At 64.6% G+C, this 14,176-nt stretch carries 17 protein-coding genes; 6 read left to right on the forward strand and 11 right to left on the reverse strand.

The genetic code is table 11. The features are described 5' to 3' along the window. Nucleotides 1-56: 56 nt before the first annotated feature. Both PQB87_RS17595 and ada read right to left on the reverse strand, forming a co-directional pair. A complete protein-coding gene (locus tag PQB87_RS17595; RefSeq protein ID WP_489242428.1) occupies nt 57-1,016 on the reverse strand; it encodes a DNA-3-methyladenine glycosylase family protein in 960 nt (319 codons plus the stop codon). Then, nucleotides 1,013-2,104 (reverse strand): bifunctional DNA-binding transcriptional regulator/O6-methylguanine-DNA methyltransferase Ada, encoded by a 1,092-nt coding sequence (gene ada, locus PQB87_RS17600; RefSeq protein WP_111942279.1) that lies wholly within the window; start codon nt 2,102-2,104, stop codon nt 1,013-1,015. Before ada ends, PQB87_RS17595 begins: the two co-directional genes overlap by 4 nt. A gap of 431 nt (nt 2,105-2,535) precedes the next feature. Between ada and PQB87_RS17605 the strand changes: the two genes are divergently transcribed. Further along, nucleotides 2,536-2,949, forward strand: a complete 414-nt coding sequence (locus PQB87_RS17605; RefSeq protein ID WP_059487915.1) for a VOC family protein — start codon at nt 2,536-2,538, stop codon at nt 2,947-2,949. Between the two features lie 21 nt (nt 2,950-2,970). On the opposite strand, the gene PQB87_RS17610 is transcribed toward PQB87_RS17605, so the two are convergent. The 3 genes from PQB87_RS17610 to speG form a co-directional block, all read right to left on the reverse strand. Continuing rightward, a complete protein-coding gene (locus PQB87_RS17610) occupies nt 2,971-3,525 on the reverse strand; it encodes a YaeQ family protein (protein WP_021157976.1) in 555 nt (184 codons plus the stop codon). Nucleotides 3,526-3,714: 189 nt separating this feature from the next. Beyond that, on the reverse strand, nt 3,715-4,062 hold the full coding sequence (sap1, locus tag PQB87_RS17615; RefSeq protein ID WP_021157977.1) for a surface attachment protein Sap1: 348 nt from the start codon (nt 4,060-4,062) through the stop codon (nt 3,715-3,717). A gap of 488 nt (nt 4,063-4,550) precedes the next feature. After that, a complete protein-coding gene (gene speG, locus PQB87_RS17620) occupies nt 4,551-5,108 on the reverse strand; it encodes a spermidine N1-acetyltransferase (RefSeq protein WP_042973815.1) in 558 nt (185 codons plus the stop codon). Nucleotides 5,109-5,248: 140 nt separating this feature from the next. Here speG and PQB87_RS17625 point away from each other — a divergent pair, with 140 nt between their 5' ends. The 4 genes from PQB87_RS17625 to PQB87_RS17640 all read left to right on the forward strand — a co-directional run bounded on the left by PQB87_RS17625 (nt 5,249) and on the right by PQB87_RS17640 (nt 7,566). Further along, nucleotides 5,249-5,419, forward strand: coding sequence for a hypothetical protein (locus PQB87_RS17625; RefSeq protein ID WP_006489933.1), 171 nt, complete (start codon nt 5,249-5,251; stop codon nt 5,417-5,419). 157 nt (nt 5,420-5,576) lie between these two features. Then, nucleotides 5,577-5,825 carry a DUF2795 domain-containing protein gene (locus PQB87_RS17630; protein WP_124590580.1) on the forward strand — a complete coding sequence of 83 codons (249 nt, stop codon included), beginning with the start codon at nt 5,577-5,579 and terminating at the stop codon, nt 5,823-5,825. Nucleotides 5,826-5,934: 109 nt separating this feature from the next. Then, nucleotides 5,935-7,293: a sensor domain-containing diguanylate cyclase gene (locus tag PQB87_RS17635; protein WP_048025602.1), complete on the forward strand. Its 1,359-nt coding sequence runs from the start codon at nt 5,935-5,937 to the stop codon at nt 7,291-7,293. Nucleotides 7,294-7,443: 150 nt separating this feature from the next. After that, complete coding sequence (locus PQB87_RS17640) at nt 7,444-7,566, forward strand: hypothetical protein (protein ID WP_021157980.1); 123 nt, start codon at nt 7,444-7,446, stop codon at nt 7,564-7,566. 147 nt (nt 7,567-7,713) lie between these two features. Here PQB87_RS17640 and PQB87_RS17645 read toward each other — a convergent pair whose 3' ends face one another. Together PQB87_RS17645 and mnmE are read right to left on the reverse strand one after the other, a co-directional pair. Continuing rightward, complete coding sequence (locus PQB87_RS17645) at nt 7,714-8,583, reverse strand: curculin (mannose-binding) lectin (RefSeq protein WP_226113449.1); 870 nt, start codon at nt 8,581-8,583, stop codon at nt 7,714-7,716. A gap of 281 nt (nt 8,584-8,864) precedes the next feature. Beyond that, nucleotides 8,865-10,259 carry a tRNA uridine-5-carboxymethylaminomethyl(34) synthesis GTPase MnmE gene (gene mnmE / locus PQB87_RS17650; protein WP_027788805.1) on the reverse strand — a complete coding sequence of 465 codons (1,395 nt, stop codon included), beginning with the start codon at nt 10,257-10,259 and terminating at the stop codon, nt 8,865-8,867. A gap of 336 nt (nt 10,260-10,595) precedes the next feature. Here mnmE and PQB87_RS17655 point away from each other — a divergent pair, with 336 nt between their 5' ends. Further along, the gene (locus PQB87_RS17655; protein ID WP_021157984.1) at nt 10,596-11,027 is read left to right on the forward strand and encodes a helix-turn-helix domain-containing protein; all 432 of its coding nucleotides are present in this window, start codon (nt 10,596-10,598) and stop codon (nt 11,025-11,027) included. Between the two features lie 101 nt (nt 11,028-11,128). Here PQB87_RS17655 and yidC read toward each other — a convergent pair whose 3' ends face one another. The 4 genes from yidC to rpmH all read right to left on the reverse strand — a co-directional run bounded on the left by yidC (nt 11,129) and on the right by rpmH (nt 13,755). After that, nucleotides 11,129-12,793, reverse strand: coding sequence for a membrane protein insertase YidC (gene yidC / locus PQB87_RS17660; protein WP_027788804.1), 1,665 nt, complete (start codon nt 12,791-12,793; stop codon nt 11,129-11,131). A gap of 8 nt (nt 12,794-12,801) precedes the next feature. Next, the gene (gene yidD / locus PQB87_RS17665; RefSeq protein ID WP_006750110.1) at nt 12,802-13,068 is read right to left on the reverse strand and encodes a membrane protein insertion efficiency factor YidD; all 267 of its coding nucleotides are present in this window, start codon (nt 13,066-13,068) and stop codon (nt 12,802-12,804) included. Between the two features lie 75 nt (nt 13,069-13,143). After that, nucleotides 13,144-13,605 (reverse strand): ribonuclease P protein component, encoded by a 462-nt coding sequence (gene rnpA / locus PQB87_RS17670; RefSeq protein ID WP_021157986.1) that lies wholly within the window; start codon nt 13,603-13,605, stop codon nt 13,144-13,146. 15 nt (nt 13,606-13,620) lie between these two features. Further along, nucleotides 13,621-13,755 (reverse strand): 50S ribosomal protein L34, encoded by a 135-nt coding sequence (rpmH, locus tag PQB87_RS17675; protein WP_004198824.1) that lies wholly within the window; start codon nt 13,753-13,755, stop codon nt 13,621-13,623. Between the last annotated feature and the right edge of the window lie 421 nt (nt 13,756-14,176).

The raw sequence follows: 14,176 nt of genomic DNA on the forward strand, positions 1-14,176 counted from the left end.
ATCGCGGCTTCGCCGGGTCGCACCCGGTCGCGCAACTCAGTGATCGGCAGTTGCCCTCACCCGCCGCGCGCGCCGCCCGCCCGGTCGGCCACTTCGTTCCACAAATGCAGCGCCGCGTACGCGCGCCACGGCCGCCAGCCTTCGGTGCGACGCTTCTGGGTCGCGAGCCGGTCGAGCGCCGGATCGCGCGCGGCGATCGACTGCATCAGCACGAGATCGGAGGCCGGCCACGCATCCGGATCGCGCCACGCGCGCATCGCGATGTATTCGACGGTCCACGGGCCGATGCCGGGCAGATCGAGCCACGCACCGCGCAGCGTCGCGAGATCGGCGTGCTCGCGATCGACCGGCACGTCGCCGGCCGCCACCGCACGCGCCGTGCCCGTCAGTGCCGCCACCCGCTTGCCGGGCATCCCGATCTTGTCGAGATCGCAGGCGGCCAGCGCCTCCGGTGTCGGAAAACGCCATGCGGGCGCACCGTCGTCTTCATGAACCACGCGCTCGCCGGCCCGCTCGACGAGCCGGCCGACGATCGTCGTCGCGGCCTTCACGCTCACCTGCTGGCCGACGATCGCGCGCACGGCCAGCTCGAACCCCGACCATGCACCCGGCACGCGCAGCCCCGGCGCGGCTTCGACAAGCGGCGCGAACCACGGATCGCGCGCCAGCCCGCTGCCGATGGCGGCCGGATCGGCGCCGAGGTCGAACATCGTCGCGACGCGCGCGGCGAACGCATCATCGACATGACGCGCGACCGCACCTTCGACCGTCGCGACCAGGCAATGCTTGCGCGGATGTTTCGCGACCGTGAGCCGGCCGGCGTCGCCGTGCAGGTCGACGATGCGGCGATACACGCCGTCCGCCACCTGCTCGACGCCCGGAATCGCGCGCCCGCTGAAGAAGCGCAGGACGCGCGCCCAGTCGTAAGGCGCATTGAAGCGCAGTTCCATTTGCGCGGACGGCGGCACGCGGCCGCCGTTCACGATGGACGTAATCGTCGTTCTTGCGATGTTCAAACTGCGCTGCCCTCCGCAACGGATTCGGTTTCATCGTCGTGCACGTGACGCGCCTCGGCAGCGAGCAGCGTCGCCTTGCGGCGCACGCCCCAACGATACCCGGACAGCGCGCCGCCCTTTTGTACGACGCGGTGGCACGGGATCGCGAGCGCGACCGGGTTCGACGCGCACGCGGACGCGACGGCGCGCACCGCTCGCGGCGCGCCCAGCGCCTCGGCGATCTCCGAGTAGCTGCGTGTTTCACCGTACGGAATATGCGTCAGCGCTTCCCACACGCGCTGCTGGAAGGCGGTCGGCGCGATGTCGAGCGGCAGGTCGAACGCGTGCCGCGTGCCGTCCAGGTACGCGCGGATCTGCGCGACGAACGGCGCGAGCCGAGCCGACGCTTCGACCAGCTCGGCGCGCGCGAACGCGTCCTTCAGCTCGCCGACGAGCGCGGCCGGTTCGTCGCCGAACGCGATCCGGCAGATGCCCTGCCCGGTCGCCGCGACGAGCACCGTGCCGAGCGACGTCGAGGCGGTCGCAAAGTCGATCCGCAGGCCGGCGCCCTGGCGGCGGAACGCCGACGGTGCCATCCCGAGCTCGCGCGGCACCGACGCATAGAGTCGCGACGGCGAGTTGAAACCCGCGTCGACGGCCGCCTGCGTGACCGGCTGCCCGCTTTGCAGCGCCTGCCGCAGCGCGGCGCCGCGCTGCGCGGCCTGATACTGCCGCGGCGACACGCCGACCACGCGCTTGAAAAGCCGCTGAAGATGAAACGGGCTCACGTGCACTGCATCGCTCAGCTGCTGCAGCGTGAGCCGCTCGGCATGCGCGTCGAGCACCGCGCACGCGCGGTTGACGATCTCGAGCTCGCGCGGCAGCCCTTCCGGCTGGCAGCGCTTGCAGGGCCGGAAGCCGGCCGCGCGCGCGGCGGCCGGATCGGCGAAGAAGGACACATTTTCGCGACGCGGCAGCCGCGACGCACAGGTCGGACGGCAGAACACGCCGGTCGTGCTCACGGCGTAGAAGAACGCGCCGTCCGCATGCGGATCGCGCTCGGTCACGGCGCCCCAGCGGGCATCATCGGTCGGATAGGCGGCTTTCATCTGAACCTCGCACTCTCTAGTGTAGATGGTGCCTACTCTAGACATCGGCACGTGCCGTCGCGCCCTGAATCTTGCTCTGTGATTCGCCCCGGATAATCAGGGGCGCATCACCCGAAAGTAAGTCCGGCGAAACGCGCGCGCCGGCTGCTGCAGCGCGGTTTTCGTCATCGTCCCGTCACCATTTTGCTGCACTGCGGATGCGACAAATCGCCGTCCTGACGTTTTTTTGCATTCGGAATATTGCGTCGCACCATCGCCGTGTGTATAGTTGGAACTGTCTCCTCCATGTCTCCTCCTGATATGGATTAAGCCCGTTCCGCTCCGCGTGAACGGGCTTTTTTTCGTCCGTCGATTGTGCCGCGTTCCGGCGGGCGGCGCAGGCGCGATGCGTCTACACTCGATGCTCGTCGACTGCGAAGGAGCGCCTGCCCATGAAACCCACCATCCGCGCGATCGATCACATCGTGCTGCGCGTGACCGACATGGCCACGATGACGCGCTTTTACTGCGACGCCGTCGGCTGCCATGTGGAAAAGGAACAGCCCGACCTGGGCCTCGTACAGCTACGCGCCGGTGATGCACTGATCGACCTGCTGTCGGTCGGCGGCCCGATCGACCGCCCTGACAGCGGCCCGCCCGGCACGGGGCGCAATCTCGATCACCTGTGCCTGCGCGTCGAGCCGTTCGATCCCGACGCATTGACCGCCCATTTCGCCGCACACGGCGCACGGCCGGGCGCGCCTGCGGAACGCTACGGCGCCGGCGGCTACGGGCCGTCGATCTATCTGTTCGACCCGGAAGGCAACATGCTCGAATTCAAGGGGCCGCCGGCCGCGATCGGCTGAACGCGGCCGGCGCGCGGGCCGTCATGCGTCCGCGCGCGCCTTCAGCACCGTCCATTCGACCGCGACCGGATCGTGGTCGGCGCTCGAGATCCACGCGGTGCCGTCCTGCACCGTGCACTGCAGGCGCATCGAGCGCTCCGCGAGCCGCCCGAGCGCGGCCGCGACGCCGTCGGCCAGCGACAGCACCTGCACGTTGCGCAGCCGCTCGACCTTGCTGCGCACGCCCTGCCACCAGATATCCGACGTCTTGCCGCCGTATGCGATCACGGTGACCTGCCCGGCGCGGCCGGCCGCCTTCGAGATGCGCCGCTCGTCGGGCTGGCCGGCTTCGATCCAGACGTCGATCGCGCCCGTCAGGTCCTTCTGCCACAGATCGGGCTCGTCGACGTCCGACAGCCCCTTGCAGAATTCGAGCCGCTCGTGCGCGAACAGCGCGAACGCGACGATGCGCACCATCATCCGGTCGTCGGTTTCCGACGGATGACGCGCCACCGTCAGCGCGTGATCGGCGTAGTAATGCCGATCCATGTCGGCGATTTGCAGTTCGGCTTTGTAGATCGTGGATTTCAGCGCCATGCGGATACGGCCCGGGCGGGCATTCGGTTCGGTCGGGCCGTGATGATACCGAATGCGCGCCGTCCGGCGCGTGTCATGCGCCACCCACAGCGCAACGGCCCGGCATGTGCCGGGCCGTGTTCGGTTCGCGCCGCCGGCTCATCGGGTCGGCGCGCTCGCGCATCGTGCGACTGCGCGGTGAATGGGCGGTTACTGCTTGACGAAGCGCGAATCTGTCCAGAGACCCTGCTGGTCGCTGTTGTCGGCGCTGACGAACTGCACGTCGCCCTGGTCGACCGACACGACGCGGAAACGCTGGCCTTCCGGTACCGACAGGCAACGGTAGTCGTCGAAGTATTGCTGCTTCGCCTGCGACTTGCCGTCACGTTCGTGACTCAGTACGGAATCCAGATTGTCTTTCGACAGGCAGCCCCATGCATTCTTCGTCAACTGGATTTCCTGCGCCGGCTTGACGGCCGAATCGCCGCCCGCCTGGGCAATCGACACCGCGCAAAATGCGCCGACGAGGGCAAAAAGGATACCGGTACGCTTCATCATGTTCTGTCTCCAGGCTTGCGGGCACCAGGCTTGGGTTAGCTATGTGTTTAAAGGTGATCGTGAACCCGCGTTTTTCACTTTAGAAGACCGGCAAGCGATAGCAAGCACATTTGTTGTGCGACCGCAATAGCGGCGGATTGTCGCACCCCGTGCGCAGCCTGTTTTTCGCGCGGCACGCGCGGCGGGCAACACCCGTTGCGCGGCGGATAGGCCCGTCACGCCGGGCGGAAAGCGTTATCCGGCAGGGCTTTCATCCAAGTTACATTGCAGCGATTGAACGGTTTGGATAATCCATTTCGTCATCCGGATCATTTTGATGCGCCGCACATAAAGTCATTCGAAACGAATCGACTTTACCGCAGCGCGGAATCGCAAATACCTGATACAAGAAAAATGCCAGGCATAAGCGAATCCGTATTTATCCGTAGTTCCCCGAATGTATTCGGTGCCCGCGAAAATTCCGCTGCAAGCGCCTTTCGCCAGCGCGTTTACCCTGCCTTGTTCGGACTGGATTGCTGGCGGTCGAAATAATCGCGTTGAAAGATGCACATGCGATAAGCGTTGTGATACGCGCCGTTTCCGAAAAATTCTTCCTTCAACTCGGCCTCGTGCTGGAATCCGCATTTTTCGTACACATGAATCGCCGCCGCATTCGACGTATCGACGATCAGGTACAGCTTGCGCATGTTCAGCACCTTGAACGCGTACTCGATCGCGAGGCGCGTCGCCTGGCCCGCGTAACCGCGCCCCTGGCATTGCGGCGCGATGATGATCTGGAATTCGCCGCGGCGATGGATGTAGTCGAGCTCGATCAGTTCGACGAGGCCGACCAGTTCGCCTTGCGCGTCGACCGCGACGAAACGGCGCTCGCGCTGGTCGTGCACGTGGCGGTCGTACAGTTGTGACAGTTCCGAGAAGGTTTCGTACGGCTCCTCGAACCAGTAGCGCATGATCTTTGCGTCGTTGTTCAGTTCGTGGACGAAGCGCAGGTCCTGGCGCTCCAGCGGCCGCAGCGCGAGCGTGTTGGTATCGTTCTGGAGTTGCATGTTCATGTCCTTTTTGATGCCGGCGCATGTACGGGCAAGGCCGCTTCCGCGGCCTGTTTCGCACTGTAAGAAGTTGAACGCGGGCGAAGTTCAGAGCCTAGAATGGGAGCAAGGGTTCCTGCCACCGCAAGGAGGCTATCGTGATCGAGCAAGTGATACTCGGAATTTTCCTCGTGCTGCCGCTCGTGATCGTGGCGGCGCTGTTTTCCGACGAACTGTGGCAGGAACATCGGCGCCAGCATCCGCGCGACGAAAACGCACCGCACATCGACTGGAAGCATCCGTGGCGCCGCGTGCGACGCGGGCATTGAGTCGACAGGCGTTCATCCGCGGGGCGCGCCGGCCTGGCCGCCTGGCGTGTGAACGCATGACGCGCCCCGGTACGCACCCGCGGTTACACGCCCGAATTCCGCCTCGATCCGATTCTCGCTCAACCCGCTCAACCCGCTCACTCCGCGAGACGCCGCCGTGAACGACCAGCCCGCCCAGCCTCCGCACGACATTCCCAACGAAACGATCGACCTGCAGATCGCCGACGTGCTGGCGGCCATCCGCTACCCGGCCAACAAGGATGCGATCGTCGATGCCGCGCGCGCCGCGGGCGCCAGCAACGAAGTGCTGTCGATGCTCGACGGCCTGCCCGAACAGGACTACGCGGACGTCGACGCCGTCACGCACTGGGTTGCCGGCAACTTCGGTCCCGGCCTCGGGGTTTGAGCGCGCAACCATAACGCGATAGGATCAGGCCGCACCGGTCGCGCAACGGCCGGCTGCCTGTCGCCCGGCGCAAGACCGGGCGTTTCCGCGTACGTGCCCGGGGAACTCCATGGAAGGCATCCTGATCCAGCACACGACACGCCGTCAGCTCTGGTTCGGCACACTGACGGCGCTCGTCATCGTGCTCGCGCTCGGGATCGCCGCGCCGCACGCGAACGTCGCGCTGCCGGCCGTCGAGCCGTTCATGCCGATGTGCGCGCTCACCGTGTTCACCACCGCGAGCATCGCGGCGTTCTTTCTCGGCGCGCAGTTCACCGTGACCCGCCAGCCGATGCTCGGCGCGCTCGGCGGCGCCTACGCGTTCACCGCGCTCGCGGTCGCGCTGCAGCTGCTCACCTTTCCCGGCGTATTCGCGCCGCACGGGCTGTTCGGTGCGCAGCCGCAAAGCGCCGCGTGGATGTGGATCTTCTGGCATGCCGGCTTCCCGAGTTTCGTGATGGTCGCGCTGCTCGCGCGCGCGCGGCTGGCGCGCGCACCGGTCGGCGCACGGCAGACACGGTGGTGGACGCTCGCGCTGATCGGCGGGCCGGCTGTCGTCGCGGGATTGCTGTGCCTGTTCGCGCTGAACGTGTCGCTGCCGCCCGCGTTTCATCCGCCGGGCGACGCGGCGGTGCTGCCCGTCAACGCCGTCGCGCTGGTCGTGTGGCTGCTCAATGCGCTGGCGCTCGTTGCCGTGCTGGCCACCGGCCGGCTGCGCACGACCCTCGACCTGTGGCTCGCGATCGCGGTGCTCGCGTGCGTCACCGACACCACGCTGAACCTGATGAGCACCAATCGCTTCACGGTCGGCTGGTATCTCGCGCGCGTGTTCAGCATGTTCACGCCGGGCGTGCTCGTGTGCGTGCTCGCGTGGGAAGTGACGATGCTGTACCAGCGGCTGTTCGAGGCGCACGCGACGCTGATCCGTTCGTCCGCGCGCGACGGCCTGACGGGCGCGTTCAACCGCATGCACTTCAACGATCACTTCCACACGCTGTTCCTGCAGTCGCGACGGCAAGGCGAACCGCTGTCGCTGCTGATGGTCGACGTCGACCACTTCAAGGCGTACAACGACGCGTTCGGTCACGTGAAGGGCGACGCGTGCCTGATTGCCGTCGCGAATGCGTTGGCCGGCGCGGTGAGGCGGCCCGCGGACATGGTCGCGCGTTACGGCGGCGAGGAGTTCGCGATCGTGCTGCCGAACACGGGCGCGCGCGGCGCGCGGGTGGTCGCCGAGGAAGCGCGCGAGGCGGTATTGCGGCTCGATCTCGCGATGCCGACATCACCCGCCGGGCGCGTGAGCGTGAGCGTCGGCTGCGCGACCGTGGCGGCCGACGATCTCTCCACACCCGATGCGTTGATCGAAGCCGCCGATGCCGCGCTTTATCGCGCGAAGGATACGGGGCGAAACAGGGTCGTCACTGCCTGAAAACGTCTGCTGTATGGGGATTTGTTACGGTCATTGTGACCGGAATAATCCGCCGTTACGGATTGCGGAGCAGGGAAACGATCGCTTACAGCCGGTGTTGCGGGCGCTCGCTATGCTGGGTTTCATATTGAACCCGAGCAGGTGAACCCGATGAAGAAGACCCTTTTGCTGATTGCCGGCGTCGCCGTGTTGTTGAGCGGCTGTATCGTGGTGCCCGACGGTGGTGGGTATTACGGTGGTGGCGGGTATTACCATCACCGGCATTGGGATTGAGGCGGGATGACGACCTTGTACTGACGAGGTTACTGAAAGAGAAGGGCGGGACAAACCCGCCCCTTGCTCATGATGACCGCCATCGTCAGCGTCCGTTGCGCAGGTCACGACGCATCACTCTGGCCAATCTCGCCTCGGCCGCGTCGATCAGAAAGGAATAGAGATGATCGATCCGCCGCACGCGCCGATGCACCACCCCTGGCCAGGACCGCGATGGTCCTTGTAGTCCGGGTGGTTGTACCCGGCCAAACGATCCCAACTGGGCGTCTGCACATAGATCACCAGATTGCCATCCGGCTGGAATGCGAACAAGGCATTGCCATTTCCGCCCGTGTTGGTTTTCCAAATCGGTGTGCCTGCATCGTTATACAACACGAAATTCCCGTCGTTCTGCATCCATGCAGACGTCACACCTTTGCCTGCCGTACCGGTGTTCCAAATCGCAGCGCCATTCTTGTACAGCACCAAGTTCCCATCGGCCTGCAGAATGAAAAAGTACTGTCCGATCGTATAGCTCACCCCAGCCGTCAACTTGGTGTTCGGGTAAAGGACACGAGCCTCGTTTGATTGCATACTCGAAACATCGCTCGTCTTGCTGTCCCAAATAGGACGCATCCAGTAGAAGACAATATTTCCGTCATCCTGAACATTCAGAAATGAGTTGGAGCGCTCCGTCTTGACTACCCAGATCGGACGATTATCATCGGTATAAAGCACGAAATTCCCGTCCGGCTGCATAACCGCACGTGTCACGCCTTTTCCGTTGGTTTTTGCTTGCCAGACAGCCTGACCGTTGGATGCGTAGAGAACCAGGTTCCCATCTGATTTCTGCAGCGTCAGACAATATTGGTTGTTATCAGAGCACACCGACTGCCCTGCCCACATCGTAACACCAGGCTCGAGACGCTTTGCAAATGCAAGCGATTGAAAAACCAAGAAAATAAAAGCAAAAGCAGACAGCTTTTTCACGCGTTCCCCCGGAATCAGTTGAGTTTGATAATTCTCTTCTTTCTTCACATCAACCTGCGCGACGCAATCCTACATTTGTTCACACAAATGAAGCAAGATTTTTATCGCACGCGTGAGATTCCGAAATCCACCATACATTTCCGCTCAAGACACAACCTGATCGCCCGGCTTGATTAATTCACTTTTCGACACAATTTATCTTCAGAATTTCAAAAATCTGGCAATGACGAATTCACGCCGTTGCGAAGAATGTCCGTCGCCTCACCGACACTGGATAAAGGACAGACACCGACTTCGCCAAACGACTCCGGCCCCCTCGGGCTACTGCATCACTTCCCGATACAAAACCTGCTGAAAATCACCCCTAGCAGATCATCCGAAGTGAACTCCCCGGTAATCGAATTGAGTTGCTCCTGCGCGAGCCGCAGTTCCTCGGCAAACAGGTCGAGCGACTGAGCGCGTTGCTCCGCATGATCCGCCGCCTGCGCGAGATGCTCCTGCGCGGCCCGCAGCGCGATCAGATGCCGCTCCCGCGCGAGATACACGCCCTCCGCCCCAGCCTGCCACCCGGCGATCCGCAGCAGCTCCGCGCGCAGCATGTCGATCCCGTCGCCGCGCTTCGCCGACAGATGCACCTCGGTCAGGTCGCCCTCCGCCGCCGGATGCTCGACGCACGCCGCCACGCCGGTCAGGTCCGTCTTGTTCAGCACGCGTACCACCGGCACGCCGCCCGGAAACCGCGCGGCAATCGTCTCGTCATCCGCCGTCATCCCGGTGCGCGAATCCAGCAGATGCAGCACGACGTCCGCCCGCTCGATCTCGCTCCACGTGCGCGCAATCCCGATCCGCTCGACCTCGTCCTCCGTCTCGCGCAACCCGGCCGTATCGATGATGTGCAGTGGAATCCCTTCGACCTGGATCGTCTGCGCGACCTTGTCGCGCGTCGTGCCCGCGATCGGCGTGACGATCGCCAGCTCCGCGCCGGCCAGCGCGTTCAGCAGCGACGACTTGCCGACGTTCGGCTGCCCCGCGAGCACGACCGACAATCCTTCGCGCAGCAGCGCGCCCTGCCGCGCATCACCCAGCACGTGCGCGAGCTGCGCGCGAATCTTCGCGAGCTTGCCACGCGCGTCGGCCGCCTCCAGGAAATCGATCTCCTCTTCCGGAAAATCGAGCGTCGCCTCGACCAGCATCCGCAGCGTGATCACGTCGTCGACGAGCGCATGGATCTGCCTCGAGAACGCACCGTCGAGCGAGCGCCCGGCCGAACGCGCCGCCGCTTCGGTGCTCGCCTCGATCAGGTCGGCAACGGCCTCGGCCTGCGCGAGATCGAGCTTGTCGTTCAGAAACGCGCGTCTCGTGAATTCGCCGGGCTCCGCGAGCCGCAACCCGAAACCGCGCCCCGCATCCAGGCAGCGCTGCAGCAACAGCTGCATCACGATCGGCCCGCCGTGCCCCTGCAGCTCGAGCACGTGCTCGCCGGTGTACGAATGCGGCGCCGGGAAATACAGCGCGATCCCGCGGTCGAGCGGCGCGCCGTGCTCGTCGAGGAATGGCACGTAGCTCGCATGGCGCGGCGCGAGCTTCTGCCCGCACAACGCGTCGATCAGCGGCAACGCGGCCGCCTCGCCGCCGCGCCCGAACGATACGCGGACGACCCCGATGCCCCCCCGGCCGGCAGCAGTGGCAATGGCGACGATCGGATCGGAATCGGTAGCGAGCATGGGAATCGGATGAATCGGGTGATCAGTGAATATGGTGCGCCCGCGCAACAGTTCGGGCATCGGAACGCCGGCATTGTAGCGTGCCGGCTCACACGCCATCGGTCGCCGCGCTGGATTCGGACGCGCCCGAATTTATCCCGCCGGGGATAAGCCAAGTATCAGTCCGGCGCAATGTCACAGTCACCGTTTCGGACGAGTATGCCTGCTGGAGCGGCCCAACACTGTGGCCCTCAATTTTGCCCCCCACTCCGATCGAGATCGGGATTCGTCTGAACGAGATACGTTTAGCCCGAATGGTTGTCTGAAACGTGGTGGTGGAATTGCACAATCTCCCCCATGCCGACATCCGAAGAAAAAGCCGCGTTCTCGGAACGCCTGAAATTCGCCCTGCGGCGCAGCCCGGAGAAGATCACCGGTGCGACCGAACTGGCGAACCGATTCAATCTGCGCCACCGCGGAGCGCAACCCGTTTCGCCGCAAACCGCGCATAAGTGGCTGACGGGTCGCACGATTCCGACGTCGGACAAACTCGCCACGCTCGCCGAATGGCTGCGCGTCGAACTCCACTGGTTGCATTACGGCCCGTCGCCGAGCGTGATCGAACATCCGACGCCGCAACCGCTGCCGCGCGACGAACGCTATCCGCCGACGCCCGAGACGATCGAACTCGCGTCGAAGATCGAAGCGTTGTCGCCGCATCATCGCTACCTCGTGCAGGAACTGGTCGAGCAGTTCTACGGCGACTCGGGCGAATCGAAGAAAGGCTGAACCCGCACCGGAACCGCAAAAGCAAAAAGCCGCATGGCGCGAACCATGCGGCTTTTTTGCGTGCATCGCGGGCGGCTCGCCGCCCGCGTGTGCAACGGGCGTCAGGCCGGCTTCTTCTTGGCCCCGCCGAGCTTGCGCGTGATGTAGTACTGCTGTGCGATCGACAGCACGTTGTTCACGACGTAGTACAGCACGAGGCCGGCCGGGAAGAAGAAGAACATCACCGAGAACGCGATCGGCATGAACTTCATCATCTTCGCCTGGACGGGGTCCGGCGGGGTCGGGTTCAGGCTCGTCTGCACGTACATCGACACGGCCATCAGCACCGGCAGGATGAAGAACGGATCGCGCTGCGACAGGTCGTGAATCCACAGAACCCACGGCGCGCCGCGCATTTCGACCGAGGCGAGCAGCACCCAGTACAGCGAGATGAACACCGGGATCTGGATCACGACCGGCAGGCAGCCGCCGAACGGATTGACCTTCTCGGTCTTGTACAGCTCCATCAGCGCGGCGTTCATCTTCTGCGGATCGCTCTTGAAGCGTTCGCGCAGCGCCTGCATGCGCGGCGTGATTTCCTTCATGCGCGCCATCGACTTGTAGCTCGCAGCCGACAGCGGGAAGAACACCGCCTTGATCAGGATCGTGAGCAGCACGATCGACCAGCCCCAGTTGCCGATGTAGCCGTGGATCTTCTCGAGCAGCCAGAACAGCGGCTTCGCGATGATCGTCACCCAGCCGTAGTCCTTCACGAGTTCCAGGCCCGGCGCGATGCCTTCGAGCATGCGCTCTTCTTCCGGACCGGCGAACAGGCGTGCCTGCACGTCGGCCGACTGGCCCGGCGCGATCGCTGCGACCGGCTGCTTCACGCCGACGCGGTACAGGGTCGGATCGATCTTTTCAGCGTAGATGTCGCGCTTCACGCCCTGCTGCGGAATCCAGGCCGACGCGAAGTAGTGCTGCACCATCGCGACCCAGCCGTTGTCGGCGGAGGTCACGTAGTCGGCCTTGTTCTTGTCGAGGTCGCTGAAGTTGATCTTCTGGAAGTGCTTCGCGTCCGTGTAGACCGCCGGCCCGAGGAACGTATGCGAGAACATCGGCGTTTCGACCGCCGTGTTGTCGCGCACCAGCTCCATGTAGACCGTCGGCGTGACAGGTGCCGTGCCGACGTTGTCGATCTTGGTGTCGACGCCGATCACGTAGCTGCCGCGCGTGAACGTGTAGGTCTTCACGACCTTCACGCCGCCCTTCACCGGCGATTCGAACGACAGCTTCAGCGCGTTCTGGTCGCCCGTCAGCGACGTCGAGCCGGGATTCAGCTGCGTGTAGACGTCGTTGTGGTTCGGGAAATCGCCGCCGAGCAGGCCCGAGCGTGCGAGATACGTATGGCCGGCCGTGTGGTCGAACAGCGTGATGTACAGGTCGGGCTGCTTGCCGTCGCCCTGCTTCTTCAGCGTCAGCTTGGCGAGCGTGCCGCCGCGCGTGTCGATTTCGCCGTCGTAGACGTCGGTCGAGAACTTCACGAGCTGCGCCTGCGCGGCCGGAGCAGTGGTCGACGGGGCGGCGCCGGCTGCGGCGGCAGGCACTTCACCTGCGGTCGTCGTCGCGCCCGTGCCCGATGCCCCGCCGGCAGCGGCCGCGGGGGCCGTCTGCGTGGCGCTCGGGAAGAACATCGACGGGCGTCCATGGGACCGCTGCCAGTTGTCGTACAGCATGACAGCTGACATGAAGAAGATCACCCATAGGACGGTGCGTTTGATATCCATGCGTTGTCTCAGAGTCGATGGGACCGCGCGTCGGCTTCGCCGCGAGCGCGAGTGTCGGAGTTGGGCGGCGGGACGAGGTCGATGCCGCCCGCGGAAAACGGATGGCATCGGCACACGCGCCTGACGGCGAGATACGTGCCGCGCGCGGCGCCATGATACTGGATTGCCTCGCGCGCGTAATCCGAACAGGAAGGATAAAAACGGCAACGGTTGCCGAGCATCGGGCTCACGGCAACCTTGTAGAAGCGCAGCAAGGCGATCAATACCGTTTCCATACCTTGGGCGGCGCCGTACGACGCCGCGTCAAAACCGGCCGGGCAGGCGCGAACGCCGCACCGGGCACGGATGCGTCACTCGGACGCGGGCTTCGACGCACGGCGGGCGATTTCCCGGACTGCCCTGTCGAGCAGCTCGCGGATCTCGGCCGCGCACATCGCCGCGAGCGGGGCGGAAGCCGCGCTCGGCAGCGCTTTCTTGTCGAAGCGCGTGTGCTGCCGCAGCAGCAGGTCGTAACCGGCGAACTCGGCCCGGCGCAAGCGAAACGCATCGCGCGCCAGCCGCTTCACGAGGTTACGTGTTACCGCACGCGGCGCATACTTCTTGCCGACGACGAGCCCCAGACGCGCGGGCTGACCGGTCGGCTTGCCGTAAATCACGAAGTGCGCGGAGCGCCGCCAGGGGCGCAAACGAAAAACGGATGAAAATTCATCCGTTTTCAGAAGTCGCGCAGCTTTCGGGAAGGCGGCTTTCGTCTGCGACGGATTCGCACCCGGCTCGACGGCACCTTCCGCAGGACTGCGGACGGCGGACACAGCGCGCAACCTGCCTTAGATGGCGAGGCGCTTGCGGCCCTTCGCGCGGCGAGCGTTGATGACCTTGCGGCCACCTGCCGTCTTCATGCGGACACGGAAGCCATGGGTGCGCTTGCGGCGCGTCACGGACGGTTGGTAAGTACGTTTCATGATGTTCTCACTTGTTCGAGAATGTCGAAATTCAGGGGACCGCGTGCCCTTAACCGTAGGCATTCGGGCGAACGCAATCGCCGGGAATACAGGATTGGTTTTCGCGGAACCCGCTATTTAAACCGTTTTTCTCTTGACGGTCAATACTTTAGGAGTCGCTCGCCTGTGCCGGCCCGCGCCGATCCGGCCCCGCGACCCACAATCCCGGCCTGTGGATAACTCGCGCTGTGGTCGCGTTTGGCGGTAGAATCTCGCCTTATCTCCAAGAATCCCGCACGCCGCCTCGGCCCGCGCCTGCCCCTCCAGCACTGTGACGCAGGCGTCCGAGGCACGCTCGCACGACCGCTTCGGGCCTTGTTGCGCAACCGCGACAAGGGCGCCGGCGAGCCGCGCTGTGCACGCAAAAAACGACAGTTACTTG

This window comes from Burkholderia sp. KL41, from assembly GCF_057005415.2.

Coding starts and splice junctions, on each gene's coding strand:
- ada (WP_111942279.1), bottom strand. CDS start 2,104: ATGAAAGCCGCCTATCCGACCGATGATGCCCGCTGGGGCGCCGTGACC.
- PQB87_RS17605 (WP_059487915.1), top strand. CDS start 2,536: ATGAAACCCACCATCCGCGCGATCGATCACATCGTGCTGCGCGTGACC.
- PQB87_RS17610 (WP_021157976.1), bottom strand. CDS start 3,525: ATGGCGCTGAAATCCACGATCTACAAAGCCGAACTGCAAATCGCCGAC.
- sap1 (WP_021157977.1), bottom strand. CDS start 4,062: ATGATGAAGCGTACCGGTATCCTTTTTGCCCTCGTCGGCGCATTTTGC.
- speG (WP_042973815.1), bottom strand. CDS start 5,108: ATGCAACTCCAGAACGATACCAACACGCTCGCGCTGCGGCCGCTGGAG.
- PQB87_RS17635 (WP_048025602.1), top strand. CDS start 5,935: ATGGAAGGCATCCTGATCCAGCACACGACACGCCGTCAGCTCTGGTTC.
- PQB87_RS17640 (WP_021157980.1), top strand. CDS start 7,444: ATGAAGAAGACCCTTTTGCTGATTGCCGGCGTCGCCGTGTTGTTGAGC.
- mnmE (WP_027788805.1), bottom strand. CDS start 10,259: ATGCTCGCTACCGATTCCGATCCGATCGTCGCCATTGCCACTGCTGCC.
- PQB87_RS17655 (WP_021157984.1), top strand. CDS start 10,596: ATGCCGACATCCGAAGAAAAAGCCGCGTTCTCGGAACGCCTGAAATTC.
- yidC (WP_027788804.1), bottom strand. CDS start 12,793: ATGGATATCAAACGCACCGTCCTATGGGTGATCTTCTTCATGTCAGCT.
- yidD (WP_006750110.1), bottom strand. CDS start 13,068: ATGGAAACGGTATTGATCGCCTTGCTGCGCTTCTACAAGGTTGCCGTG.
- rpmH (WP_004198824.1), bottom strand. CDS start 13,755: ATGAAACGTACTTACCAACCGTCCGTGACGCGCCGCAAGCGCACCCAT.